General features: G+C 63.6%; 22 protein-coding genes. 4 read left to right on the forward strand and 18 right to left on the reverse strand.

Features of this window, described 5'->3' with window-relative positions; genetic code table 11:
* Both DK366_RS07920 and DK366_RS07925 read right to left on the reverse strand, forming a co-directional pair.
* The coding region (locus DK366_RS07920) for a porin family protein (protein ID WP_232820963.1) at window positions 1–713 on the reverse strand (713 nt) is incomplete at its 3' end.
* Window positions 714–923: 210 nt separating this feature from the next.
* The gene (locus DK366_RS07925) at window positions 924–2,375 is read right to left on the reverse strand and encodes a bifunctional 2-methylcitrate dehydratase/aconitate hydratase (RefSeq protein ID WP_109125000.1); all 1,452 of its coding nucleotides are present in this window, start codon (window positions 2,373–2,375) and stop codon (window positions 924–926) included.
* Window positions 2,376–2,657: 282 nt separating this feature from the next.
* Here DK366_RS07925 and DK366_RS07930 point away from each other — a divergent pair, with 282 nt between their 5' ends.
* Together DK366_RS07930 and DK366_RS07935 are read left to right on the forward strand one after the other, a co-directional pair.
* Window positions 2,658–3,341, forward strand: coding sequence for a YjbE family putative metal transport protein (locus tag DK366_RS07930; RefSeq protein WP_109125001.1), 684 nt, complete (start codon window positions 2,658–2,660; stop codon window positions 3,339–3,341).
* Between the two features lie 56 nt (window positions 3,342–3,397).
* Entirely contained in the window at window positions 3,398–4,006 is a 609-nt protein-coding gene (locus DK366_RS07935; RefSeq protein ID WP_109125002.1) for a glutathione S-transferase N-terminal domain-containing protein, read from the forward strand.
* Between the two features lie 41 nt (window positions 4,007–4,047).
* Here DK366_RS07935 and DK366_RS07940 read toward each other — a convergent pair whose 3' ends face one another.
* The 11 genes from DK366_RS07940 to DK366_RS07990 form a co-directional block, all read right to left on the reverse strand.
* Window positions 4,048–5,496: a transporter gene (locus DK366_RS07940; protein ID WP_232820964.1), complete on the reverse strand. Its 1,449-nt coding sequence runs from the start codon at window positions 5,494–5,496 to the stop codon at window positions 4,048–4,050.
* Between the two features lie 104 nt (window positions 5,497–5,600).
* Complete coding sequence (locus DK366_RS07945) at window positions 5,601–6,212, reverse strand: hypothetical protein (protein ID WP_109125003.1); 612 nt, start codon at window positions 6,210–6,212, stop codon at window positions 5,601–5,603.
* A gap of 10 nt (window positions 6,213–6,222) precedes the next feature.
* On the reverse strand, window positions 6,223–6,909 hold the full coding sequence (locus DK366_RS07950) for a C39 family peptidase (RefSeq protein ID WP_109125004.1): 687 nt from the start codon (window positions 6,907–6,909) through the stop codon (window positions 6,223–6,225).
* Window positions 6,906–7,325, reverse strand: a complete 420-nt coding sequence (locus DK366_RS21540; protein WP_232820965.1) for a hypothetical protein — start codon at window positions 7,323–7,325, stop codon at window positions 6,906–6,908. The genes DK366_RS07950 and DK366_RS21540 overlap by 4 nt, the downstream gene beginning before the upstream one ends.
* Before the next feature lie 120 nt (window positions 7,326–7,445).
* Window positions 7,446–8,414, reverse strand: a complete 969-nt coding sequence (locus DK366_RS07960; protein ID WP_109125005.1) for a hypothetical protein — start codon at window positions 8,412–8,414, stop codon at window positions 7,446–7,448.
* Between the two features lie 446 nt (window positions 8,415–8,860).
* Window positions 8,861–10,006 carry a 2-methylcitrate synthase gene (gene prpC, locus DK366_RS07965; protein ID WP_109125108.1) on the reverse strand — a complete coding sequence of 382 codons (1,146 nt, stop codon included), beginning with the start codon at window positions 10,004–10,006 and terminating at the stop codon, window positions 8,861–8,863.
* A gap of 72 nt (window positions 10,007–10,078) precedes the next feature.
* Entirely contained in the window at window positions 10,079–10,969 is an 891-nt protein-coding gene (prpB, locus tag DK366_RS07970; protein WP_109125006.1) for a methylisocitrate lyase, read from the reverse strand.
* 209 nt (window positions 10,970–11,178) lie between these two features.
* Entirely contained in the window at window positions 11,179–13,074 is a 1,896-nt protein-coding gene (prpE, locus tag DK366_RS07975) for a propionate--CoA ligase (RefSeq protein ID WP_109125109.1), read from the reverse strand.
* A gap of 128 nt (window positions 13,075–13,202) precedes the next feature.
* A complete protein-coding gene (locus tag DK366_RS07980; RefSeq protein ID WP_109125007.1) occupies window positions 13,203–13,544 on the reverse strand; it encodes a hypothetical protein in 342 nt (113 codons plus the stop codon).
* Window positions 13,545–13,685: 141 nt separating this feature from the next.
* Complete coding sequence (locus DK366_RS07985) at window positions 13,686–14,672, reverse strand: malate dehydrogenase (protein ID WP_109125008.1); 987 nt, start codon at window positions 14,670–14,672, stop codon at window positions 13,686–13,688.
* 221 nt (window positions 14,673–14,893) lie between these two features.
* A complete protein-coding gene (locus tag DK366_RS07990) occupies window positions 14,894–16,093 on the reverse strand; it encodes a pyridoxal phosphate-dependent aminotransferase (protein WP_109125009.1) in 1,200 nt (399 codons plus the stop codon).
* A 410-nt stretch (window positions 16,094–16,503) separates the two neighbouring features.
* Here DK366_RS07990 and DK366_RS07995 point away from each other — a divergent pair, with 410 nt between their 5' ends.
* Window positions 16,504–16,755 (forward strand): GlsB/YeaQ/YmgE family stress response membrane protein, encoded by a 252-nt coding sequence (locus DK366_RS07995; protein ID WP_109125010.1) that lies wholly within the window; start codon window positions 16,504–16,506, stop codon window positions 16,753–16,755.
* Window positions 16,756–16,809: 54 nt separating this feature from the next.
* On the opposite strand, the gene DK366_RS08000 is transcribed toward DK366_RS07995, so the two are convergent.
* The 3 genes from DK366_RS08000 to DK366_RS08010 all read right to left on the reverse strand — a co-directional run bounded on the left by DK366_RS08000 (window position 16,810) and on the right by DK366_RS08010 (window position 19,997).
* Window positions 16,810–17,238 carry a YidB family protein gene (locus tag DK366_RS08000; protein ID WP_109125011.1) on the reverse strand — a complete coding sequence of 143 codons (429 nt, stop codon included), beginning with the start codon at window positions 17,236–17,238 and terminating at the stop codon, window positions 16,810–16,812.
* A 160-nt stretch (window positions 17,239–17,398) separates the two neighbouring features.
* Window positions 17,399–17,908 (reverse strand): peptidylprolyl isomerase, encoded by a 510-nt coding sequence (locus DK366_RS08005; protein ID WP_109125012.1) that lies wholly within the window; start codon window positions 17,906–17,908, stop codon window positions 17,399–17,401.
* Window positions 17,909–17,999: 91 nt separating this feature from the next.
* On the reverse strand, window positions 18,000–19,997 hold the full coding sequence (locus DK366_RS08010; protein ID WP_232820966.1) for a D-(-)-3-hydroxybutyrate oligomer hydrolase: 1,998 nt from the start codon (window positions 19,995–19,997) through the stop codon (window positions 18,000–18,002).
* Between DK366_RS08010 and DK366_RS08015 the strand changes: the two genes are divergently transcribed.
* Window positions 19,996–20,652: a response regulator transcription factor gene (locus DK366_RS08015; protein WP_109125013.1), complete on the forward strand. Its 657-nt coding sequence runs from the start codon at window positions 19,996–19,998 to the stop codon at window positions 20,650–20,652. The two genes, DK366_RS08010 and DK366_RS08015, sit on opposite strands and share 2 nt — an antisense overlap.
* Before the next feature lie 15 nt (window positions 20,653–20,667).
* On the opposite strand, the gene DK366_RS08020 is transcribed toward DK366_RS08015, so the two are convergent.
* Together DK366_RS08020 and DK366_RS08025 are read right to left on the reverse strand one after the other, a co-directional pair.
* Window positions 20,668–23,970, reverse strand: a complete 3,303-nt coding sequence (locus DK366_RS08020; RefSeq protein ID WP_109125014.1) for a PAS-domain containing protein — start codon at window positions 23,968–23,970, stop codon at window positions 20,668–20,670.
* 181 nt (window positions 23,971–24,151) lie between these two features.
* A complete protein-coding gene (locus DK366_RS08025; RefSeq protein WP_109125015.1) occupies window positions 24,152–25,171 on the reverse strand; it encodes a PHB depolymerase family esterase in 1,020 nt (339 codons plus the stop codon).
* Between the last annotated feature and the right edge of the window lie 8 nt (window positions 25,172–25,179).

The following is a 25,179-nucleotide window of genomic DNA, read 5'->3' on the forward strand; positions in this document are numbered from 1 at the left end:
ATCGTGCCTTCCGGCAGATCCGGGCACTTGTTGTCGCACAGGTTCACGCCGTTGCGGAACTGCTTGGAGCAGTCCGGAGCAGCCGGCGGCGGCGGCGGTGCCGGCGGAGCCGGCGGTGCACCGATGCGCGACACGATGCTGAAGCCCAGGAACCAGTCGCCGTAGCCATTGCGGTTCGGCTGGGTCTTGTCGTCCCAGTCGTAGCGATAGCCGCCTTCCAGGCGAACGTCGGAGCTGTCCGTGATGGTCTTGGACACGCCCACGCCCACTTCAGCAGCCGGCGACCAGCCGTGTTCGAAGTCGCTGATGTGCTGACTGCCCATCACGCCGCCCAACAGGTACGGGCGCCATGCATTCCAGTCGAGGAAGTAGTAACGAGCGGCCAGGCCGTAGGTGTTGTTCGACCAACGACCACCGCCGGCATCGGTATCGACGGTGCGCTTGGTGCGGTCACCGAAGAAATCCAGCGAGAAGTTGGGCGAGAAGTAACGACCAAAGCCGATGCCGTAATAGAACTGGCGGCTGTTGGTGTTGCGATCGGTGTCGTTGTAGTAGCCGCCCACCGTCGGTGCGATGTACCAGCGGTCATCGTACTGGGAGGTCTCGGTCGTGGCCGGTGCCGAGCTGCCGGAGGCGGTATTGTCCTGCGCGTGAACGGCGCCCGCGCCGCCCAGGGCGAGGGCAATCAGGATGTACAAGCCCTTACGTTTCATCAGGTGTCTCCTCGTTTATTGGTGTACGCGTCCGTTCACCCCAGACGGGAAAAGCCATCAAGTCCGCGGTTCCTTTTCCTAATGAACCCCGAACCTGACTTCGAACCTAGTGGTGCTTGTTTACCCGAAACGGGCGCGGAGTAGCTTAGCAAAAGTTAAGCAATTGCAAATCGACCCCAAACGCGTGTTCATTTTCGGCTCACGCCGTCTTTACAGCGTGAAGAAACCTAGGAATTCGTTAATAGATAGGGTGTCCAGCGTTACCGGGTTAGCCGTTGCGTTCAGGATCGACTTCACCTGATGGGCCGGCAAGTGGCCCCGCAAGGCCGCCTCGAACTTCTTGAGCAGAAGGGGTATACCCTCGGCCCTCCGCCTGCGGTGGCCAATGGGCACATCCACGGTCACCTTTTCCGTGCTGGAACCATCCTTGAAGAAGACCTGGACCGCGTTACCTATATAACGCTTGCCGGGGTCGAAATAGTCCTTCGTGAACCGGGGATTTTCAGTCACCACCATCTTTTCCCGCAGGGCGTCGATGCGCGGATCGGCGGCCACCTCGTCGCCGTAGTCCTCGGCGGTCAGGCGGCCAAAGATCAGCGGCACGGCCACCATGTACTGGATGCAATGGTCGCGGTCCGCGTAATTGGCCAGCGGGCCGGTCTTGTCGATGATGCGCGCGCCCGCCTCCTGGGTTTCGATGGTCACCCTTTCTATCTGGTCGAGCTTGCCGGCCACGGCGCCATGCAGGGCCATGGCGCACTCCACGGCGGTCTGGGCGTGGAACTCGGCCGGGAAGCTGATCTTGAAGAGAATGTTCTCCATGACGTAGCTGCCGAACGGCCGTTCGAACTGGAAAGCGGCGCCGTTGAAGGCCACGTCGTAGTAGCCCCAGGTCTTGGCACTGAGCGCCGACGGGTAGCCCACCACGCCCCGGTCAACCGCATTGATGGCGTGGATGACGGCACGGCGGCAGGCATCACCCGCGGCCCAGCTTTTGCGCGGGCCGGTGTTCGGGGCATGGCGGTAGGTACGGAGGGCGCCGTTGTCGACCCAGCTGTGGGAGATGGCGGTGGTCACCTGCTCCCTGGTGCCACCCAGCATGGCCGTGACGACCGCCGTGGAAGCCAGCCGCACCAGGATGACGTGGTCCTGCCCGACACGGTTGAAGCTGTTCCTGAGCGCGTAGCAGCCCTGGATCTCGTGCGCCTTGATGGCATAGGTGAGCACGTCGCGGACGGTCATCGGCCGGCCTCCCTCACGCTGGGCCTTGCGACTGAGGTAGTCGGCCACGGCCAGGATGGCGCCCAGGTTGTCCGAGGGATGCCCCCATTCCGCCGCCAGCCAGGTGTCGTTGAAATCCAGCCAGCGAATCTGGGTGCCGATGGCGAAAGCGGCTTGTGCAGGGTCCAGCTCGTGACTCGTGCCAGGCACGCGGGCTCCGCCCGGCAGGACTGCCCCCGGCACGATGGGGCCAAGGTGCTTCACGCATTCGGGGAACCTCATGGCCATCATGGCCGTGGCCAGCGAGTCCAGCAGCATGTAGCGCGCCGTGTCATACGCCTCGGTGGATTCAATCCGGTAGTCGATGACGTAGTTGGCCACGTCGGTCATCGGCTGATCGGGCTCGGGACGTTTGGCGGAGCGAATGTCGGGCGCACTCATCACGATGTCTCGCAGCACTGGGAAAACCGCACGTTGCCGCTAGTCGCGTGATACGCAGGTTGACGCGAACGCCGAGCGGCCGCGAAAATACACAGATACTGACCCCAAAAGGGAGTAGTTCCGGACACCGGCTTCATCAGTGTCCTTGCAGTGGTCGTCATCACGAGCGGCAATCCGCTCCGGTCACTGCAGCGGCTTTGCCGCGAACGAGACTTTTGCAGTCATGACGGGCCGCGCGTGCCTGTCGTGTCTGCATTTGTCTTGACGCGCAGAGACCCGCTCATGGAACTTGTCGCCACCGAATTTCTCTCCGGCCTGCTGGCCATCGTGCTGCTCGATCTCGTGCTCGCTGGCGACAACGCCATCGTGATTGCACTGGCTGCGCGCAATCTCCCTCGGCAAATACAGAAGAAGGCCGTGCTCTGGGGCACGGTGGGTGCGGTTGCCATACGCGTGGCACTGACGGGCGTCGTGGTGTTTCTGCTGGAACTGCCGGGTTTGATGCTGGTTGGCGGCCTGCTGCTGTTGCCCATCGCGTGGAAGCTGCTGCAGCAAGACGACAAGCCTCATGAGGTCGGCGCGGCGGGCAGCTTCTGGGTGGCCATGCGCACCATCATCGTGGCCGACGCGTTGATGGGCATGGACAACGTGCTCGCCATCGCCGGCGCGGCCAAGGGCCACATGGTGCTGGTGATCCTTGGCCTGGCCATCAGCGTGCCGCTGGTGGTGTGGGGTTCATCGCTGATCCTTCGATTGATCGAACGCTTCCCGATCATCATCTACATCGGCGCTGCTGCCATTGCCTGGACGGCCGCGCGCATGATTGCGCACGATCACTGGTTGTCGTCGTGGTTCACCACTCACGCATGGGCGGCCTATGTGCTCGATGCCGTACTGGTGATCGGCGTGTGCCTGGGTGGCTGGCTTGTGCAGCGTCGTCGCCGGCGAGTGCAGGCTTCGGCTTGAGCCCAGGGTGCGCGGCAGGCGCCCCTTCACGGATAACGCCCACCGAGAAACTCCCCATGAAGCTGTACTACCTGCCGGGCGCCTGCTCGCTCTCCGATCACATCGTCCTCGATTGGATCGGCCTGCCGTATGAAACGTATCGCGTTGCACGCGAAGAGTTGGGCTCGCCGGAATACCTGCGTATCAATCCGTCGGGTGCCGTCCCTGCCCTGCAGGAACCTGAAGGCTGGGTGCTGACCGAGAACGTGGCGATCCTCAACTACCTCGCCGACAAATTTCCGCTCGCCGGCCTGGGCGGCGAAGGTGCGCGCGGTCGCGCGGAAGTGAACCGCTGGCTCGCTTATCTCAACTCCGATCTGCATCCGCTGTTCAAGCCGGTGTTCGGCGCCGCGCGTTTCATCGACGGCGAAGCAGCGCAGGAACAATTGCGCACCAAATGCATCGGTCGCCTGCGCGCCTATTACGAGCGCCTCGATGCGCAGTTGCAGGGTCGCGACTGGCTGACGGGCACGCGCTCGTTCGCCGACCCTTACCTGTTCGTGGTGCTGCGCTGGGCCATGGGCAAGGGCGTGGATCTGTCGGGGCTCGACAACCTTGCACGCTTCCACCAGCGCATGACCGCCGATGCCGGCGTGGCCTCGGCGATGGCGCAGGAAGGTCTGTGAGATGAAGCGCGCCAACGCCATCGTTGGCGCGCTTTTCAAGCTCAGAACATCATCGGCACGCGAATCGTCACGGTGGCGTCCGGTGTGTCGCGCGTGACGCCCACGCCCAGGGTGAAGTTCAGCGTGCGCTTGTCGCTGAAGCGCCAGGAACCGCCGATCAACAAGGTGCCGAGCACGTACTTGGTGGAGCCCGGTACGTTCTGGTTGTTCTGCTTGGTCTGGCCCACGAAGCTCTGGTCGTAACCGATACTGATCGAGGCCTTTTCGTTGAGCGACAGGCCAAGGCCAATGCTGACGTCCGCAATGTCGCCCGGCTTGATCTTGCCCAAGAACTCCGTGCCACCCAGAAGAATGTTGCGGCTGACGTTGTCGCGCGGCACGTTGTAGAGGTAGCTGAAGTTGCCGAAGAACACGACCGGGTCGGTGGGATACAACCATGTCACACCCGGCTGTATCGACCAGAAGCCCGTGCCCGTGGGTTGCGTCAACGGCAAGCCCGTACCCGTGGCGGAAAGATCCACCTCGGTCGCCACGTTCTCCACGCAGCGCTGTATGCAGTCGGTGGTGACCTGGAACGGGTCCGTACCCGTGCGTGACTTCACGCGCAGCCAGCCCACGTAATACGCCTTGTCGGGACCACCGTTGTTGATCTGGTAACGCAGCGTTGCCTCGACGTCGCCGATGCCGTGGCCGCTGTTGCCGAAGGCGTTGTCCGTCGCGCTGCCGGTGAAGATCTCGCGGCTGGTCACGTCCTCGTGTTGATAGACGTAAGGCACGCGCACTTCGATTTCCATGCGGTTGGTGATGCCGTAGCGGCCGGTGAGCCATCCGATCTGCGTGGTGGTCCTGACCTCGCGTGCATCGATCAAGCCGATGAGGATGGCGGGAATCACCGTGTAGCCGACGAGAGCCACGCGATCCACGTTCGAGTAGCCAAACTGATATGCCGGCTCGATGATGAACTTGCCCTTCGGCGTGAGCACGCCAGGCTGCTGGAAAATGGGCGCTACTTCCGGCGGCCGGGTGTCGGCCTTCGGTGCCTCGCCCACGGGCTGCTGTTGCTGGGGCGCATCGGCAGCTACCGCATCGCCCGCAGGCATGGGAAGCGCTGATGCGCCTGCGCCACCCGCGGCAATGCTGCCCGCGCGCTGCTTGTCCAGCACATCCATGCCCACGGCATGGCGTAGCGACTGATAGTCGGCCTCCTGCTCGGCGAGCGCGCGCTTCATCGCGTCGAGCTGCGCTATCTGCGCGCTGATCTGGCTGCGCATGGCATCGATGCGATCACCCTGCGCCGCTACCTGCTTGCGGAGATCTTCCGCATTGGTGGGCGCCGGTGTCGTGGATGGCGCCGCAGCGATGGGCGCCGGTGGCGTTGCCGCCCCCGATGGCGTCGATGCTTGTTGTTGAGCCGCAACGGGCAGGCCCAGGGCCACCAGCCCTGCACATCCTGCCGACCAGACATACCGCCACGTTGAGTGTCGCATCATGCTTCCTCATGACTCACGGTTCGACGTCGCACAGACGAATGCGCCGCGGCGACAAGCCGCGACGCATCCACAAAAAAAGCGAACCTTGACGGGTCGCCTCTTTCTTAATGCCCCAAAGACTGCAACTGCGATTGCTGCAACGCTTCCTGGAGGCTCCCCTCGCGGAATGCGCTAAGTGCGTTGGTCGTTGCGTTGATCGTGGTGATGCTCTGGATATGCTGGTTGTTCAACGTGTTCTGGATCACCGTTGCACCCTGCCCTGGAGCAAGCGACGACGGATCAAACGTATTGTTCGGGCCAATCTGCGTCACTTGCACCGTGCTCAGCGCCGTTTGCATGGCCGTCGCCTGTGCCGGTGTCATGTGCGCGATATCGGGCACGTTGAAGCTGGTGGTGGTCACCAGGTTGCCGTTGACGTAAACAGCGCGGTCGATGCCGAACGACGCCACCAGGCCATTGCCTACATCGAAGCCGCCGCGTGTCTGGTCAAGCGTGTCTTCGCCAACAGGTGACCATCCGGCAATCGCATCCGACGTGGGAATGCCGCTCACGACATTGGCCAGTGCCGCCGTGGGTGCTGCCGTCGCACCAGCCGTCTGCGCCGCCACCGCCGTCGCCGGTGCAGCAACGTTGTCCTGGGCTTGCGCAGCCACCACGAACGCGCCGCACGTCAGCAGAAGAAAACCCAGACCCGCGATGGTGGAGACCGGTGTCATGTCCGTTTCCTCAAATATCGTCCGGCCCGCGTTTGGGCATCACCATGTTGTAGAGCCCTCGGCGGTCCATGGTGTCGCCGACAGGCGCCTGCGGCGCCACCTTCCAGTCGCTGGCGCTGTTGAAGACGGCGAGATTGCGCCGGTTGTGGATGACGAATACCAGCCCGTTCTTCCACAACTCCATGAATTTCGATTCGGCGATCACGCGCGTGCCGCGTGCCGGGTCGCCCACCAGCACGCGATCGTTGCGCATGCCCTTGATCACCACGAAATGGTGATAGCCCTTCTCATCGATAAGCACGATAGCCGGCAGGTTTTCCTGCTCGAGTTTGTCCAGCGGCACCTTGAAGCCATCGGCATCGAAACCGTTGGCGTCGAGGAAGCGCTTGATGTCCAACAGGGAGAAACCTTCCTTGTTGATCTTTTGCTTGTCGCCATGCGCATACATCTGCTCGAACGCCACCTGTTCATTGACGGGATACCCGTACTGGTAGGTGAGCAGCGTGGCGACCGCCGCGGAGCCGCAGCTGAAATCGTATTTCTGGTGGATGGTGCTCTTGTAGCGCGCTTCCTTCACGCTCGTGAGGTGGATCGTGTACATGCCGTTGCCGTTGCCTGCGACTGTCACCGGCGTTTCGGCACGACCTTCCAGCGGCAGCGCCGCGATCAGTATCAACAGCGCTGCAAGCTTTTTCATTGCTTGAATTCGACGTTGAGGACCGTCGCGTTCTGGATCAGAACGTTGTTGCCCGAATTCTGTATCACCGTCGGGAATCCGGTTGCCCCGGCCATCGAACCACCCGTGATGATGTTGTCGCCACTCACCGTGTGACTGGCCGAGTTGTCACCCACCGTGCCGTTGAGGTCGGTGTTCTGGGTGATCTGCGTACCGCCGCTGAGTTCGGCCAGCGTGGCCGTGTCGACGGTGTCGCCCAGGCCCGTGGCTTCGCCCTGGTGATCCACCTGGGCAGCCGCGATGTAAACGCCGATGGGTGAATCCGCGCCCTGGATCAGGTAGGCGGCAGGAATGGTTGAGCCTTCTGCCAGCACAGCGGCAGGGACGGTGAACGCGCCGAGCGCGGTAAGAGCGAGCAGCCACTTGCAGGATCGCACGGCACTGTCTCCCGAGAACACGTGAACCAATCGGTGGCCAACGCCAGCCTCGCGTTGGCCAATCCCTTGATATGCCAACACGAGGGAACGCAAGCGTTCCCTCGTGCCGGTTGCCCTCACTCAGTGCGCGAAGTTCAGGTTGGCCTGAACGTTGACGCTCTGCTGTACCAGCGCTGCTGCGCCACTGTTCTGTGCAAGGATCGACACGCCAGCCGCTGCTGCGGCCGAACCGTTCATCTGGTTCGACATGTCGAATGCACCGGTGGTCGACGAAGCCGTGCCACCTGCGCCGCCGGAACCGCCCGCTGCGCCTGCACCACCCATGCCTGCACCACCGGTATTGCCGGCGCCCGCACCGCCTGCGCCGCCCGTACCGGCCGTTGCAGTTGCTGCACCACTGGTTCCGCCCGTTGCGCTCGACGAGCCACTGGTTCCGGTCGGAGATGCTGCGCCTGCCGTTCCCCCGGCGCCTGCGCCGCCCGCACCACCGGTACCACCGGTGTTCGCGCCGCTACCGGCCGTACCACCACCGCCGCCCGCACGATTGTGGTTGCGGATGCCACCGGCGTTGCCGCCGTCGCCGCCGTCACCGCCACCAGCCAGGGAAGCACCCCCACCGCCCGCATCGCCCGACGACCTGCCCGAACCGCCAGCCTTGCCACTGCCAGCCAATGCGCCACCGGCGTTGCCGCCGGCACCGCCGTTGCCGCCCGCAGCCTTTGCGCCGGTGCCGCGGCCGCCGTCGCCACCGCTACCACCACGGCCGCCATTGGCGTTGCCGTCGTTATAGGAGGAGTTGCCGATGCCATACACGGCGACCTTGGTCACTTCGCCGTTGAGCGTGCTGTTCGCTACTGCCTTGCTGGTATTGAACGAATCTGCCGTGCCACCGCTGCTGGCGGCGGAGCCGTCTGCTCCGGTCGCTGAAGTGGTGTAGGTGTTGGTGTCAGTGTCGGTATTCGTACGCTGGCTCGAGTCCGTGTTGGTGAGGTTGCTCGAACCGTGCGAGGTGTTGTTGTCATTGGCGAATGCCGGGAGTGTCAGTCCCAGACCTAACACGATTGCGGTCGCAATTAGAGTCTTACGCATAGTCTTTCTCCTGGAGCGATGCGGTGACCCCCTGTGTGCTGGTGAACCGAATCCAGCACGTAGTCGTCGCAACATGCATGCCACGCCATGTGCACGCCTCGTCACATAGATGAAAGCCCTGAAATCAGGGGGTTGAAGCGACTCTTGATCACGGAGACTGGGTTCAGTCAGCGACTGAAAACCCGGGTATGCATCAGGGCTGTAACACCTGCCCTCCGGACGCGCTTAAAACGCGGGACATAAACGCTCGTTCATGAGTAGGAACTTCAGCGGGTTGCAGCACATTCCTCGCCGCTCATCGCGCAGTGCAAACCGCTGTATCAAATGCTTTACACCCCTGCACACGAAACGATAGCAATGTCGTACAGGGTCCTGAACCATAACGAAACTTACAAAAAAAGAGAGAGCCTTTCGGCCCTCTCCCCGGGTCCTTACGTTCGCTTCGATCAGCGCTTTTCGATCGGCACGTAAGCCTGGTCTTCCGGGCCCGTGTAGTTCGCGCTGGGGCGGATGATCTTGCCGTCCTCGCGCTGCTCGATCACGTGCGCGCTCCAGCCGGAGGTGCGTGCGATGACGAACAACGGCGTGAACATGGCCGTCGGCACGCCCATCATGTGGTACGCGCTGGCCGAGAACCAGTCGAGGTTGGGGAACATTTTCTTCTGTTCCCACATCAGCTTCTCGATCTTTTCCGACACATCGAACAGCGTCGGATTGCCACCTTCCGTGCAGAGCTTGCGCGAAATCTCCTTGATGATCTCGTTGCGCGGATCGGACACGGTGTAAACCGGGTGACCAAAGCCGATGATGATTTCCTTGCGTTCGACGCGAGCGCGGATATCCGCTTCCGCTTCGGCGGCATTGCGATAGCGCGCGATGATTTCCATCGCCACTTCGTTGGCACCACCATGCTTGGGACCACGCAGCGCGCCGATGGCACCGGTAATGGCCGAGTACATGTCCGAACCCGTGCCGGCGATGACGCGCGCGGTAAAGGTGGACGCGTTGAACTCGTGCTCGGCGTAGAGGATCAGCGACTTGTCCAGCGAGTGCGCGTGCAGGTCGCTCGGCTTCTTGCCGTGCAGCAGGTGCAGGAAGTGACCGGCGATGGATTCATCGTCGGTTTCCGTCTCGATGCGCTTGCCGTTGTGGCTGAAATGGAACCAGTACAGCAGCATGGAGCCGAAGCTCGCCATCAGGCGGTCGGCGATATCGCGTGCACCGGTAACGTTGTGATCGTCCTTCTCCGGCAGCACGGTGCCCAGCACCGAGCAACCCGTGCGCATCACATCCATCGGATGCGTGGCGGCGGGCAGCAGTTCCAGTGCGCTCTTCACCGGCGCAGGCAGGCCGCGCAGGCGCTTGAGCTTGGCGCGATAGGCGTTCAGTTCGGCCCAGTTCGGCAGCACGCCGTGCACCAGCAGGTAGGCCACTTCCTCGAAGCAACCCTTGGCCGCCAGGTCATGGATGTCATAACCGCGGTAATGCAGGTCGTTACCGCTGCGGCCCACCGTGCACAGCGCGGTGTTGCCGGCGGCCACGCCCGACAGCGCGACGGATTTCTTGGGCTTGGGAAGGGTTTGTTCGCTCATCAGGTACATCTCCTCAATGCATGCGATGGCCGGTCACGGCCGAAACACCGTGACCGGCGAATGGGTGACCGGTCAGGCCTTCTTCTGGCTGGCGAACAGCGCGTCGAGCTTGTCCTCATAGGCGTTGTAGCCGAGGAAGTCGTAAAGATCCGCGCGGGTCTGCAGCGTGTCGATGATGTTCTTCTGCGTGCCTTCGCGACGCACCGTTTCGTAGAAGTGCAGCGCGGCCTTGTTCATGGCGCGATAGGCGCCGCAGCAATACAGCGCGATGTCGACGTTGGCCGTGCGCAGTTCGTCGGTGGTGAAGAACGGCGTGGAACCGAACTCGGTGAGGTTCGCCAGGATCGGCACCTTCACGGCTGCCTTGAAGCGGCGGTAGTCCTCCAGCGTCTTCATCGCTTCGGGGAAGATCATGTCCGCGCCCGCTTCCACATACGCACAGGCGCGATCGATGGCTGCATCGATGCCTTCCGCAGCGGCGGCATCGGTGCGCGCCATGATGACGAAGCCCTCATCGGTACGGGCATCGACGGCCGCCTTCACGCGATCGACCATCTCTTCCTTCGGCACGACTTCCTTGCCGGGACGATGGCCGCAACGCTTCTGGCCGACCTGGTCCTCGATGTGCACCGCGGCCACACCAACGTTGATGAACGAACGGATGGTGCGCGCGATGTTGAACGCACCGCCCCAACCCGTATCGATGTCCACCAGCAGCGGCATCTGCGTGGCGTCGACAATGCGGCGTGCGTCGGTGAGCACGTCTTCCATGGTCGAGATGCCAAGGTCGGGAATGCCCAACGAATTGGCAGCCACGCCACCGCCGGACAGGTAGAGCGCCTTGTAGCCCACGCGCTTGGCCATCAGGCCGGCGTAGGCAGTGATGGCGCCCATGACCTGGAGGGGACTTTCGGCGGCAACGGCAGCGCGGAACGTTGCGCCGGGGGATGCGATCTTTGCCATGAAACCTCCGCTTATAAAGCCGCAATTTTAGCGCAGCGCGTGTTCAAGGCCTGTTGCGAGGCAACATGCATGGTTTCGCATGCTGCGTTGAGTGAAAAGCGGATGCGGGCTGAAGGGTACTAGCGCCCAAATATTTGAAACATCCAAGGTTTCCGCGAGCACCCGCCCCTCACCCCAACCCTCTCCCCGGAGGGGAGAGGGAGCGAAACTCAAGCGCCCTGCTCCGGTCCGCGTTCCAGTGCGCGACGGACTTCATCCAGCGCGCCGGGATCGTCCAGCGTCGACAAATCGCCGGGATCGGTGTGCTGCACGAGCGCCAGCAAGGACCGCCGCAGCAATTTGCCGGAACGCGTCTTGGGCAGTGCGTTCACCACATAGATGCGCGCCGGTCGTGCCACCTTGCCGAGTTGATCCACCACCCGCTGCTGCATGCCCTTGGCGACATCGACAGCCTCTTCGGTGACGCCCTGCCTGAGCGTGGCAAACACCACGGGCACCTGGCCTTTCAATTCATCCTGCATGCCGACAACCGCCGCTTCCGCGCACGCCGGATGAGTCGCCACGGATTCCTCGATTTCGCGAGTACCAAGCCGATGCCCGGCCACGTTGATGACATCGTCCGTGCGACCCAGGATGGTGGTGTAGCCGTTCTCGTCGCGAATGGCCCAATCCAGCGAGCTGTACAGCAACTCCTTGAAGTGACCGAAGTAACTCGTGACATAGCGTTCGTCATCGCGCCAGACGGTGCTGAGGCAGCCCGGGGGCAGCGGCGGCACGAAGACCAGCACGCCCTTCTGATTGGGCGGCAATTCGTCGCCGGTGACTTCGTCGATCACTTTCATCCGGTAGCCGGGAGCAGGCAATCCCGGTGAACCGAACTTCACTTCCTTCAGATCCAGACCCGGCATCAGGGTGAGCGCGGGCCAGCCCGTTTCCGTCTGCCAATAGTTGTCGATCACCGGCACGCCGAGCCCTTCGGTGATCCAGTGCGCGGTGGGTTCGTCCAACGGCTCGCCGGCCAGGAATAGCCACTTCAGTTTCGACAGGTCGCACTTCTTCAACCAGCTTGCATCCTGCTTTTTCAGCACACGGATGCCCGTGGGTGACGAGAACATGGTGCGCACGCCGTAGCGTTCGCAAAGCCGCCACCAGATGCCCGGGTCGGGATGCGTGGGCAGCCCTTCGTACAGCAGCGACGTAGCGCCTCCTATCAACGGCGCGTAGACGTTGTAGGAGTGCCCCACCGCCCAACCCACGTCGGACGTGGAGAACATCACGTCGCCCGGATGGATATCGAAGATGGCCTCGATCGACATGGCCATTGCCACCGCATAACCACCCACGTCGCGCTGGATGCCCTTGGGCTTGCCGGTGGTACCCGAGGTGTAGAGCAGATAGCTGGGCTCGTTCGATTCCAGCCATTCCACCGGGATTTCGGCACCTTCGTAGGACGCACGCAAACTCGCGTAATCAAGATCGCGATCGGCGACGCGCGTCATTTGCGGGTCGAGGCCACGATCGACGATCAACACGTGCGGCGGCTTGTGCGTGGCTTCTTCCAGCGCCGCATCCACCAGCGGCTTGTAGGGAATGACCTTGCCGCCACGCATGCCGGCGTCGGTGGCAATCAGCAACGCAGGCTGTGCATCGTCAATGCGCAGCGCGAGATTGTGCGCGGCGAACCCACCGAAGACGACGGAATGGATCGCGCCGATGCGGGCACATGCCAGCATCGCAAAGACGGCTTCGGCAATATTGGGAAGGTAGATCACCACCCGATCGCCCCTGCCCACGCCCAGCGAGCCAAGCACGGCGGCAAAGGTGTTCACTTCGCGATGAAGCTCGCGATACGTCAGTTCGCGCGTGACGCCGGTTTCGGCAGAAATCGCCACCAAGGCGAGCTGGCCACCGCGCGCCTCCAGGTGCCGATCCACGGCGTTGTAGCAGAGGTTGGTGGTGCCGCCGGCGAACCAGCGGCGAAACGGCAGGTTCGATGTATCGAGGATGCGCTGCGGTGGCGTATGCCAGTGAATGCGCTGCGCCTGCTCGGCCCAGAACACTTCCGGTTGCTCTATCGAGCGCTGATAGAACTCCTCGTAGCGCATCGCGATCATCCTCGTTTCAACGGCTGATCGGTCAAGCCTAAATCAGCCGCCATGAACGGGCTTTGCGACCTTGGTCGAGTCGCTGCGCGGAACGATCGGCACGGGAGCCGATCGTCCGTGATCAGGCATTACAGGCAGGACACCGCGGCGTCGCGGTAGGCCGAGTTGTAATCCTTCTTGAGTTCCTGGGTCTCGTACATGGTGACCAGTGCGCCGGTGCCATCAGATGTGACCGAAACCAGTTCATGCGCACCCTGCTTGTCGTTACCCGACAGCGTGCCTTCCTGATCCTTGTGCGACATGCTCACCTCGGCCGTCTCGGCCCACTTGGCGCGCACGCATTCCAGGTAGGTCGGAATGTCCTTGTTGGTGCGGCTGCTCATCTTCGGCGTGGTGTCACGCAAGCCGTGGGTGCCACCGCAGGCGGTCAGCAGGGCGCAGAGGGAAATCGTCGCAAGAAGTCGCTTCATGTCTGGGTTCCGGTCAGTACTCCGGCGATTCTACCGTTCCTCGGCCATGTCGCCAGCCATGACATGAAAATAGGTCGACCGCTACAAAGAAAAAGGCGGCCGAGGCCGCCTTTTCCATGCCTTGGCGCTTGCGCGCCGGGCTTACTTCTTGGCGAACAGGTGCTCGACGCCAGCGCGCTCTTCGCGCAGTTCCTTGTTGGTGGCGTCCATGCGGGCGCGCGAGAAATCATTGATTTCCAGGCCCTGCACGATGGCGTACTTGCCATCCTTCACCGTCACCGGGTAGCCGTAGATCACGCCCGGCTCGATGCCGTACGAACCATCGGACGGGATACCCATCGAAGCCCAGTCACCTTCCGCGGTGCCCAGCGCCCAGGTGCGCATGTGGTCGACGGCAGCGGAAGCCGCCGACGCCGCCGAGGAAGCACCACGGGCCTTGATGATGGCCGCGCCGCGCTGCTGCACGGTCGGGATGAAATCGCTTTCGTACCAGGCCTGGTCAACCAGCGACAGCGCCGGCTTGCCGCCCACGGTGGCGTGGTGCAGGTCCGGATACTGCGTGGAGCTGTGGTTGCCCCAGATGGTCATCTTCTTGATGTCGGTGTTGTGCTTGCCGGTCTTCTCGGCCAGCTGCGACAGCGCGCGGTTGTGGTCCAGGCGCACCATGGCGGTGAAGCACTTCGGATCGAGATCCGGGGCGTTCTGCTGGGCAATCAGCGCATTGGTGTTGGCCGGGTTGCCGACCACCAGCACGCGCACGTCACGCTTGGCGTGATCGTTCAGTGCCTTGCCCTGCGGGCCGAAGATGGCGCCGTTGGCTTCGAGCAGATCCTTGCGCTCCATGCCCGGGCCGCGCGGACGTGCGCCGACGAGCAGCGCGTAATCCACGTCCTTGAAGGCAACGTTGAGGTCGTCGGTGGCGACCACGCCGGCCAGCGTCGGGAACGCGCAATCGTTGAGTTCCATCACCACGCCCTGCAGCGCGGGCAGCGCCGGGGTGATTTCCAGCAGATGCAGGATCACCGGCTGGTCCGGACCCAGCATGTCGCCCGCGGCAATGCGGAACAGCAGGGCGTAACCGATCTGGCCGGCAGCGCCGGTAACGGCAACACGAACGGGTGCTTTCATCGGAGAAACTCCTTCAACTTGGCTAGTCGTACAAAACAAAACCCATGCCTTGCGTCAAACCAAAACGTCCAGCTTTTGCCCGTCATTCCCGCGAAAACGGGAATCCGGTGCCTTTGCTTTCAGCGTTTTAAAGTCGCTGGATTCCCGCCCTTGCCCCCTTTTGTGGGGTTCGCGGGAATGACGAACTTGTGGAGGTTGTCGCAAAGCATGGGCGAGAATCATCAGGTCAGTTCCGCAAAGAACGCCTGGATGCGTTCCAGCCCGGGCTGCAATTGTGCGGTCGGGCAGGTATAGGAAATGCGCAGGGCACGCGGTTCGCCGAAGGCCGAGCCCGGCACGCAGGCCACGCCCACGGCTTCCAGCAACACGGCGCACAGCTCGACGTCGTCGTTGATGGTCACGCCCTTGTAGCTCTTGCCGAAGGCGACGGAGACGTCGGGAAACGCGTAAAACGCGCCCTGCGGATACGGACACACCACGCCGGGAATCGCACGCAGCGCGTTCACCACCACATCGCGCTTCTCCGCGAATTCCTTGCACTTGGCTTCGGGGATGTCCTGCGGACCGGAGAACGCGGCGACAGCGGCAGCGGTGATCACTTCCGGCAGGCTGGTGATGTGGTTGGAATTGAGCGTGGTGACGGCCTTGGCCACTTCTTCAGGGCCTGCAATCAAGCCCACGCGCCAGCCCGGCATGCCGTACGTCTTCGAAACGGAATCGACGAAGATCAGGCGGCTCTTCAGTTCCGGCTTCACGTGCACGAAGTTGTGATAGCCGATGCCGTCGAACACCATCGAGTTGTAGATGTCGTCGGTGATGATCCAGGTATCCGGATACTTCACCAGCACCTCGGCCAGCGCAGCGATTTCGTCGCGCGTATAGACCATGCCCGTGGGGTTGGACGGGTTGTTGAACAGGAACACTTTCGGCTTGCGCGCCAGCGCTGCATCGAGCTGCGCGGGCGTGAGCTTGTAGTTCTGCTCGGGACCGCAATGCAGGATGTTCGCCTTCGCGCCAAGGATGTCGGCGATGTCGCGATACGTCGTCCAGAACGGCGCGGCAAAGGCGATTTCGTCGCCTTCGTTCAGCAGCGCTTCGCCCAGGTTGTACAGCACCTGCTTGGCGCCAATGCCGATGGAAAGATTCGTGCGGCCGTAACCGGTGAAGCCCAGCTTTTCGATGTGTGCCAGAAACGCATCGAGCAGCACTTCCGCACCGCGGTTGCTGCCGTACTGGCCGGAGTCGTGCTGGAGCGCCTCGCGTGCGGCGGCATACACATGCTCGCCGGGAAGGAAATTCGGTACGCCGATGGAGAAGCTGATGATGTCGCGACCGGCAGCCTTGAGCTGCTTGGCCTTTTCGGCGATGACCATGATCGCGCTGGGCTTGGCGCGACCGACACGCTGGGCGAGCTGAGGCATGACTTCCTCGTGTTTGGGGGACGAAGACAGCAAACTCTCAAAGTTTAGCATGTGGCGGCGCGCCATTCGTGGCAGGGGGCTTACCCGATGGTCTAAGTCGCCCGGGCCCCACGGTGGCCGTGTTTTGCCCGCCCTTCGTCGTTTTCTCACGAACCCGGGATTCCGTTCCGTCATTCCCGCGAAGGCGGGAATCCAGTGTCTTTCGGGACTTGTTGTGAAAATCAAAGACGCTGGATTCCCGCCTTCGCGGGAATGACGGTGAGGAAAATGGCACCCAAGGATGGTGTGATCCAGCCTTTCCACCCCATGCCACAAGCCCTTGCCAACAACCACGTCAAGCGGCTGTTGTGCCTATGGCTGAGGACGCTGGCTCGCCCTAAAGTGAGACCACATCAATCGAGGAGCACACCATGCATTGGTTATGGGTCTTCATCGTCGGTCTGGTTGTTGGCGTCATCGCCAAGATGCTCATGCCGGGCAAGGACCCGGGCGGCTTCATCGTTACCGCGATCCTCGGCATTCTCGGCTCCGTCATTTCCACCTGGGTCGGTGAAAAGCTCGGCTGGTGGGGCGAGACCGGTGTGGTGCACTTTCTGGGATCGATCGGCGGCGCCATCGTGCTGCTGCTGATCTATCACGCGGTCCGCCGCAAAACGGCTTGATTCATGCGTTGCACATCGGCGGCGCCGTGCCGCCGATGTGCCTTGTCTTGGCAATCAGGCCGCGCTGGTGCCGCCGCCAAACAGCTTGCCGGCCAGCGAGGTCAGCGAACCCAGGTCGAAACCGCCCTGCCCCTGTGCCGGCACCTGGCCTTCGGGCGTCAGATGGTCCACCGCGTGCGGCAGAACCTGCGAAAGCTGGCCGAGCAGCTGGCTTTGATCGACGCCCATCTTGCCGGCGGCTTCCTGCAGGATCGAACCGAGACCACCGTTGTGCAGGGCCTGTCCCAGCTGCTCGCTGGATACCTGCTGGTTGGCGCCGGTGCCAACCCATGACTGTGCCGCGTCGCCAAGGCCGTGCTGCTGCAACATGGCGACCAGTCCCTGCACGCCGCCTGCCTTTTCGATCAACTGGCCGGCGATGTTCACGAGTGACGAACCGCCTGCCGGATTACCACCGCCGAGCAGATCATTGAGAAAGGACATGGCTGCATCTCCTAGGGAATGGGAATGACGCACATCGTCTTACGCGTGTAGCCACTCGATTCTAGGCTCCTGTTTCGCACATCGCCATGACAACGCAGGCATGAAAAAAGCCGCCGTCATCGCTGACGGCGGCTTCTTCACGCCATGCACACGAAATGGCTTAGCCGCGTGCGTCGAGCACTTCGTTCCATTCCTTCACGCGCTCGGCCTGGGCGGCCAGCAGCGCATCGACGTCGCCTTCCACGGTGACCTTCTCGATCACGTCACCCTGGCGGATGGCATCGACCACGGCCTGGTCTTCCGCACCAACAATCTCGCCGAAAACGCTGTGCTTGCCGTCCAGCCACGGCGTGGCGCCATGGGTGATAAAGAACTGGCTTCCGTTCGTGCGCGGACCGGCGTTGGCCATCGACAGCACGCCCGGCTTGTCGTGACGCAGCGAGGCGTCGAATTCGTCTTCGAAGCGGTAGCCCGGGCCACCACGACCGCTGCCTTCCGGGCAGCCGCCCTGGATCATGAAGTCGGCGATCACGCGGTGGAACGCCAGGCCGTCGTAATAACCGCGACGCGCGAGGTTCACGAAGCTGGCGACCGTCACCGGCGTCTTGTCTTCGTGCAAGCGCAGGTGGATGGGACCGCGGTTGGTGGTCATGGTGACGTTGATGGTCATCGGGGATCCTTGGTTAAAGGCAGCGCGCAACCACAGGCGCCCTGCAAGCCGAGAAGGATACCCCAGCTGACGTGATGGGCACCGCCCCGGCTCAGCGGGGCGCCTGTGTCCAGGTGGCCGGCAGGTCCAGGCCTTCACGGGACAACGCTGCCGGGCCACGCGGCTTCGGTGCCGGCGTGGGCACCAGCGCGGGCCAGGGCGCACCTTCATAGATGTGCGACCACAGCCGATCCAGCGCTGCGTAACCGTAGGGCAATAGCGGCACGTGCTGGTCGCCGAAGCCCGGGATGGCCAGGAAGGCATCGAAGTGCTGGGCGTAAGGCACTTTCCAATACAGCGGATGCCCGCCCTTGCTGCGCAGCCAGGTCACATAGGGCTCGGAAGTGAATGCCGTGGGCAGCAGCCCATCGGACGCGCCATGCACGACCCAGACCGGCAAACTCGCCCGCGGTGCCTTCACCGTCGTGGCCGCGATGCTGTCGCGCAGCGTTTGCGTGCTGGCCTGGGTGTCGTCCCACAGCGAGCGCAGGCAACGCGCGCCGGAGAACGTGGGGTCATCCGAATGATCGGTGCCACCCAGCAGGCCCACGCCATTGCCCGGTGGAATACCCGACGCATCGGCCCACCAGCTGGCCCGCGTGGCCATGTCGATAGACACCGGCGTGCCGTGCGCGTTGGCGCCGTCATAGCGGAAACCGCAGGGCATGTCGTTCGGCCCGGTGCGCATATAGGCGGACGCATAGGCGGCCGTAATGGCACGCCACAAGTCCAGGGCGGTGGTGGATGCCGAGGTCGCCATGGCTTCATCGGTCCAACCACTGGCGCGCAGATGCTCGTACGCCTCCGACGACTGCTCGGCGATATGGGCGCCACTCAACATGCCGCGCTCGCGCAACTCATGACAGCGATGCGCCCATGCCGGCGGCACGCCGCCTGTGGGCGTCCGTGCCATCGGCACGTTGGCAAAGCGCGCATCTGCCAGCGCGCACGGCAACCAGATCGATGCCTCGGTGGCGTAGTCGAACAATGCACGCCCCTGCTCCGGCACATGCACGTTGGGCTCCAGCGCCACCACGCCCGCGAGCAGGTGATCGTCATCGATGCCCGCCGCCTGCAGCACCGCGCCGCCGCCGTTGGAAAGACCTGCCGCAATCACGCGCGTGTTCTGCGCGGTAAACGGTGCCTGATCGGGGAACGCACGATCGAGCATGGCGAGACCAAAGCGGGCTGCCTGCAATACGTGCTGGCCCCAGTCGGCTTCTGGGTTGTCGCCGGAGTGCGCGTGCTTCACGCCGATGCCTGCATGCCCTGCATCCGCCGAGGGTTCATATTCGAGAGTGGCCGTTCCGCGCTGGGCGCGTGTGCCGTCGAGCGTCACGCCCGTATCGTTGAGCAGATCGAAATAGCCGCTGCCGGTGCCCTTGTCGGTGTAAGCCACGGCGCAACCACGCGGAAGACCCCACGCACCGGCCAGGGCAATGGCACCGTACACACCGCGCGAACCGGAGGACGCCGTAACGACCAGGCAACGACGCGCGCGATCGAAGTTGTCGGGCACCTGCAACAACACGCGATGCGGCGAATGCGCACCGGGAATCCACGCGAAGGCCTGGTACTCGCGCCCCGGCACATCGGGCACACCGCCATACACATGCCCGTAGCCGCCCAGCGGGCCAAGATCGGCAATGCCCTTCCAACTGGTCTGGATCGCACGACGGCGCAATTCAGCCGGCGTCGGCTGCAACGGATGGGCGATGGCCGATGGCGTACCCGCCAGTCCCTCCAGCCCCAATCCTGCGCTGAGCAGGTCGTCGCCCTGTCGGTGTTCGGTCACGCGCACGTCGCCGCGCACGAAATCGGGGGCCTGCATGCCGGACTCCTTGGTCGCGGTCGGCGTAGCACACGACGCCAACAGCGGCGCGAGCAACAGCATCCAACGGGAAAGACGATTGGTCATGCCCACCACCATAGCAAGCAGGCGCGTGTCTGCCATCGTACGAAAGTCCAGCATAGAACCGGTCGCCTTGAGGTGACGGCGTGACGTTTCGATCTCGACGCAGGGCTTCGCCTTGGCTAACGTCAGCGTCATGACACGCCTGCTGATCGCCGATGACCATCCCTTGTTTCGCGCTGCACTGCGGCAAGCCGCCAACGGCAGCGTGGCCGACTGTGACGTACTTGAAGCAGCCGACCTTGATGGTGCGCTCAATGCGCTGGCTGAGGATGACGAGGTCGATCTCGTATTGCTGGACCTGCATATGCCGGGAAGCAAGGGGCTGTCGGGTCTCGCCACCCTGCGCGGACAATTTCCGGGCGTGGCGGTATTGGTGGTATCCGCGCACGACGAAGCCCGCACTGTGCGACGCGTACTGGACCACGGCGCTTCCGGCTTCATTCCCAAGAGTGCCAGCCCCGACGACATCGCCCAGGCCATCCGCAGCGTGCTCGATTGCGGTAACTGGTTGCCGCCGGCACTGGCGCAGGCGGTCGCGGCGCTGCCTGCCGATCCGGTCGATGTCGATCTGGCGTCGCGCCTCGCGCGCCTCACCGAACAGCAATACCGTGTGCTCGCGCTGCTGGGCGAAGGCTTGCTCAACAAGCAGATCGCCGACCGCCTGACCATCCAGGAACGCACCGTCAAGGCACACGTCACCGCCATTTTCGAAAAGCTGGGCGTGCGCAATCGCACGCAGGCGGGCGTGTTGCTGCGATCGCTGGACCTGGCGGATTCGGCGCGGCTCTGACGCCGCAGAAAAGCATCAACCGCGCGCAGCCACCACGCGCTGCAACACCTGGCGCAGCGCCAGCGGCTTGAGCGGCTTGTACAACACGCCAATGCCGCGATCGAGCAACCGCTGCCGCAATTCGCCGTCGCGGTCGGCCGTCAGGATCACCGTCGGCACATGGCGCGCCGACTCGCCCAACTCATGCAAAACGTCCAGCCCCGTGCGGCCTGCATCAAGGTGGTAGTCAAAGATATGCAGGTCCGGCATCCATGGCGCGGCACGCGCCTGCTCCACCGTGCGCGCCATGTGCACCTGCCAACCCCAGCTCGCCAGCAGGACGCTCAACGCCGAGAGTGCCGCCGGCTCGTTGTCCAGCACTAGCGCACGCCCCGTCGGCAACGCCTGCACGTGGGCAATCTCAATGTCCGGCGTTTGCGTTGACGATGCCAACGGCACCGAAAGTTCGAACACGCTGCCATGCCCCGGCCAGGAGCGCAGACCGATCGGATGGTCGAGCAAGGCAGCCATGCGTTGCGCGATGGAGAGACCCAATCCAAGGCCCTGCCCGCCCGCCGTGCTGCCACGCCGAAACTCTTCGAAAATCCCCTGCTGCTCGGCCACCTCGATGCCCGGACCGTTGTCCCACACCTGCACGCGCAGGCGGTCACCGCATCGCCGCACGCCCAACACGACGCGACCATGCTCGGCATAGCGCAATGCATTGGAGAGGAAGTTCTGCAGCACGCGACGCAGCAACTGCGGATCGGAGTGCACCCAGCGCTGGGTAGCCACCACATCGAACCGCACGCCCTTGTCGCCCGCCATCGCACGAAACTCGGCTGCCAGGGGATCCAGTACGTCAGCCAAGGGAAAGTCGCGCACCTGCGGCTGCAACCGCCCCGCCTCCAGCCGCGCCATGTCGAGCAGGCCGGCAAGCAAGCCCTCCGTCGATGACAACGCACCGTGGAGATGCCGCACCGTAGGCGCATCGTGGCCACGCTCGGCCAGCGTGTGTGCGAACAGCTGCGCGGCATGCAGCGGTTGCATCAGGTCGTGGCTCACCGCGGCAAGGAAACGGCTCTTCGCCTCGTTCGCGCGCTGCGCTTCGGCCGTGGCATCCACCAGGGCACGCGTGCGTTCGTCCACACGCAGTTCCAGGGTTTCATTGGATGCCTTGAGCGCGTCTTCGGTTTGACGGAAGGCGGTGACATCGGTGAACGTCGCCACGAATCCGCCGCCCGGCATCGGGTTGCCGCGGATTTCCACGATGGTGCCGTCCGGAAAGCGACGTTCGGAGAGATGTCGTGTGCCCGCGCGCATGTGCGTCAGGCGCCGCTGCACGCCCTCGTCCGTCGCCACGGCGCCGATCATGCCGCGCTCGATGTTGTGGCGCGTCAGGTCGGCGACCGGACGCCCCACCTGCAACAGCTCAACGGGATAGTCGAACAGGCTCGCGTAACGCCGGTTCCAGGCGACCAGGCGCAGCTCCGCATCCACCACGCAGATGCCCTGGCTCATGTTTTCCAGTGCGGCTTCAAGCACGCGCTGGTTGAAACGAAGATCCTGCGCGGCCTCCCCGACGATGGCGGCCACGGTGTCCAGTTCTTCGCGCCGCTGCTGGCGAACCACTTCCAGCAACAGGCGTGCGGACGCCGCGCCAATCACGGCGGCCAATTCGTGTTCCACCGCTGCCACGCGCGCCGGGCCGGCAACGCCGTGCATCGCGGCGTGATTGAACAGGAAACCAACGCGATCGGCCGGCAAAAACCGTGACGCCAACGCTCGCAGCTCAGCCATGCCAATGTCACCCACCGTGCTGGTGCGTGGTGCGTTTCCAAAACGGGAACCGGTCACCGCCATCATCACCGCGACATTGGCAATCAGGCTCATCACCACGGCCCGCGCCATGCGACTCCACTCGCCAAGCCCAAGCAACCCATCGGGCGCCAGCCAAGTCACACCGAAAGGACCTGCATGCCACCACGCAGGACCGTGCGGCTGCATGGTCGGCAGCAGCACGTAGAGCCAAACCAGCGTGCCCGCTGCCAGGCCCGCCGCCACGGCACGCGGCCCCAGCTGCGGCCGATAGACCGCAGCAAGCAACGAAGGAGCGAGTCCGGCCAGTGCGGAGAAGGAAATCGCGCCGATATCCGCCAGCGCATCGTTGCGTGCCAGCACGCGGCTGTAGCACCACGCCAGCAGGATCACGGCGAGTATGGCCAGTCGGCGCTGGTTGAGCACTTCGCCACGCAAGTCGCCCTGCTCGTCGCGGCCCCAGCCGGCTCGCACACGCAGCGGTGCGATGAAGTGGTTCACGATCATCAGGCTCAGCGCGAGCGTGGCGACCACGACCATGCTGGTCGCCGCACTCAGGCCGCCAAGGAAGGCCAACAACGCCAGCCCGTGCTGCCCGCGCGCCAGCGGAAGCGCGAGCACATAGAGATCGGAAGGCACGCCGCCCGGCCCCAGCCACGCATCGCCCAGTCGGGCCAGCGGGAGGATCGGCATCGAGATCAGGAGCATGTACAGCGGAAACAGCCACCGCGCCGTGCGCAAGTGAGTGCTGTCGCGGCATTCGACCACGCCTGCGTGGAACTGATGTGGCAGCGTGAACATGGCCAGTGCGCCCAGCAGGATCAGCGCGGGAAACCCCGTGCTGTCGTGTTGCTCCGGCGCACTTGCCATCAGCGCGCGGCTAGCCGGCGACAGGAGCAACGTGCCCAGTGCCAGCATCGCGCCGAGCTTGAACAGCGATTCGAACGCCATCGCCAACACCAGGCCACGGTTGTGCGCCATCGCCGACGCGCGCCGCGTACCAAACAGCATCGCAAAGAGTGCCATCAACAACGCAACGTAGAGGGCGCTGTCCTGCCACGGATTGGATTCGTTGAGCTGGCCGCGACTCAGCATGCCGTAGCTCATCGCCACGGCCTTCAGTTGCAGGGCGATGTACGGCACGATGCCGATCAGCATCACCACGGTGACCAGCGCTGCCAAACCGGCGTGACGCCCAAGGCGCACGGCGATCAAATCCGCCAGCGAACCGGCGTTGTAGTCGCGCGCCAATTGCACCAGGCGGCGCAACACCGCGATGGCAAAGACATACATGAGGATCGCGCCGACGAACGTCGGTGGCAGCCACCAACCCGAGCGACTCGCCTGCGTGACCGTGCCGTAGAACGTCCACGACGTGCAGTGGATGGCCAGGGACAAGGCGTAGACGATGGCCCAGCGGCGCTCGAACAAGGCGGGGCGGCGCTCGCCGATCAGGGCGACGCCGAACAATAGGCCCAGCCAAACCAGGGCCGCGAAGGTGATGGTGCCCGCCGTCAGCATCCGCGCAACCTGCTCCCTCTCCCCTCCGGGGAGAGGGCTGGGGTGAGGGGCCACGCTGTCCTCAGGTCTTCGACCATGCGTGCGCTTTGGCTATTCAGAAAACAACCGCTCGTAACATCAAATCCGCTCGCAAGCACCCGCCCCTCACCCCAACCCTCCCCCCGGAGGGGAGAGGGAGTTGTCAGTGAGGCAAGCCCATCGCTTGAACAGCACTCACCAGCCAGCGCAATTGCACGCCCTGGCGGCTGTCGTAGTTGTCCCCGGAGTATCCCCACCAGTCCCAGCATGCCTGCGGATTCATGGGCGCGGTGCTCGCGCGGGTCTGAGGATACAGGACCACCACGTCGTAGACGTCGGCCCAGCGATTGAAGCCGGCGTCCTTCACGAACGCCTCGCCCACGGCATCGGCGTTCTGCTTGCAGCCGTGAAACGCAACCATCAGGCCGCAGCGTTTGCCAGCGACGCAATCGGGCGGCAGGTACAGGTACCCCGTCGTGGCAAGAAATGCATCGGCGCCGCCCGGCTTGTAGGCATCCTGATTGAAATGGCGAAGCTCGCCCTTGGCTTCGGTGGCCGCCTTCGAGGGTTTCCCGAACATCTGCTGGAATATCTCGCCGGCCGCATCGAACCCGCAATGGCCCAGATACGGTGAGACCGACTTGTCGCAATCATCGCCCGTGGCGGCCACCGGCAGATTGTGTGCGAAAGCACGCGCACCGTCGTCCTTCACCATCAGCGAACCCAGCGCGGGATCGGCGTCACGCAATTGCTCGTAGAACGTGGCCGCGGCCGTCGCGACCACGGGGGAAACCAGCGCATCGTCCTTGCCATGCAGCACGTAGACGCGTCCGTGTGCAAGATTCTTCAGCGCACCGATATCACCGGATGCCGCGCGTTGCTTCGCCTTGGTGGCAAGCGCCGCTGCATCCGGTGGCGGCACGCCTTTCATGCAGGTGCTCAAGGCCAGGTCCAGACGTCCGTTGGCACAACCGTACGGACCGCCGGCAACGATGGCCGCGGCAGGAAACAGTTCGGGATACGCCATCTGCACCTGCGTCGCCATGTATGCACCGGACGACAAACCCACGACCGCCGTCCTTGATGCATCCAGCTTGAGCTTTGGCAGCGCCGGCACTTCGTCCGCGCCTGCGACGCCGGACAACAGCAACCAGCCACACATCAGTCCCGTCAGGCGTCGCATGCGCATCT

The organism is Dyella sp. C11 (genome assembly GCF_003121485.1).
Lineage (GTDB): Bacteria > Pseudomonadota > Gammaproteobacteria > Xanthomonadales > Rhodanobacteraceae > Dyella.

Bases quoted from the DNA above. Each gene is read 5' to 3' on its own strand.
- DK366_RS07925 (WP_109125000.1), bottom strand. From the start codon at position 2,375: ATGAGTGCGCCCGACATTCGCTCCGCCAAACGTCCCGAGCCCGATCAG.
- DK366_RS07930 (WP_109125001.1), top strand. From the start codon at position 2,658: ATGGAACTTGTCGCCACCGAATTTCTCTCCGGCCTGCTGGCCATCGTG.
- DK366_RS07935 (WP_109125002.1), top strand. From the start codon at position 3,398: ATGAAGCTGTACTACCTGCCGGGCGCCTGCTCGCTCTCCGATCACATC.
- DK366_RS07940 (WP_232820964.1), bottom strand. From the start codon at position 5,496: ATGATGCGACACTCAACGTGGCGGTATGTCTGGTCGGCAGGATGTGCA.
- DK366_RS07945 (WP_109125003.1), bottom strand. From the start codon at position 6,212: ATGACACCGGTCTCCACCATCGCGGGTCTGGGTTTTCTTCTGCTGACG.
- DK366_RS07950 (WP_109125004.1), bottom strand. From the start codon at position 6,909: ATGAAAAAGCTTGCAGCGCTGTTGATACTGATCGCGGCGCTGCCGCTG.
- DK366_RS07960 (WP_109125005.1), bottom strand. From the start codon at position 8,414: ATGCGTAAGACTCTAATTGCGACCGCAATCGTGTTAGGTCTGGGACTG.
- prpC (WP_109125108.1), bottom strand. From the start codon at position 10,006: ATGAGCGAACAAACCCTTCCCAAGCCCAAGAAATCCGTCGCGCTGTCG.
- prpB (WP_109125006.1), bottom strand. From the start codon at position 10,969: ATGGCAAAGATCGCATCCCCCGGCGCAACGTTCCGCGCTGCCGTTGCC.
- prpE (WP_109125109.1), bottom strand. From the start codon at position 13,074: ATGCGCTACGAGGAGTTCTATCAGCGCTCGATAGAGCAACCGGAAGTG.
- DK366_RS07980 (WP_109125007.1), bottom strand. From the start codon at position 13,544: ATGAAGCGACTTCTTGCGACGATTTCCCTCTGCGCCCTGCTGACCGCC.
- DK366_RS07985 (WP_109125008.1), bottom strand. From the start codon at position 14,672: ATGAAAGCACCCGTTCGTGTTGCCGTTACCGGCGCTGCCGGCCAGATC.
- DK366_RS07990 (WP_109125009.1), bottom strand. From the start codon at position 16,093: ATGCCTCAGCTCGCCCAGCGTGTCGGTCGCGCCAAGCCCAGCGCGATC.
- DK366_RS07995 (WP_109125010.1), top strand. From the start codon at position 16,504: ATGCATTGGTTATGGGTCTTCATCGTCGGTCTGGTTGTTGGCGTCATC.
- DK366_RS08000 (WP_109125011.1), bottom strand. From the start codon at position 17,238: ATGTCCTTTCTCAATGATCTGCTCGGCGGTGGTAATCCGGCAGGCGGT.
- DK366_RS08005 (WP_109125012.1), bottom strand. From the start codon at position 17,908: ATGACCATCAACGTCACCATGACCACCAACCGCGGTCCCATCCACCTG.
- DK366_RS08015 (WP_109125013.1), top strand. From the start codon at position 19,996: ATGACACGCCTGCTGATCGCCGATGACCATCCCTTGTTTCGCGCTGCA.
- DK366_RS08010 (WP_232820966.1), bottom strand. From the start codon at position 19,997: ATGACGCTGACGTTAGCCAAGGCGAAGCCCTGCGTCGAGATCGAAACG.
- DK366_RS08020 (WP_109125014.1), bottom strand. From the start codon at position 23,970: ATGCTGACGGCGGGCACCATCACCTTCGCGGCCCTGGTTTGGCTGGGC.
- DK366_RS08025 (WP_109125015.1), bottom strand. From the start codon at position 25,171: ATGCGACGCCTGACGGGACTGATGTGTGGCTGGTTGCTGTTGTCCGGC.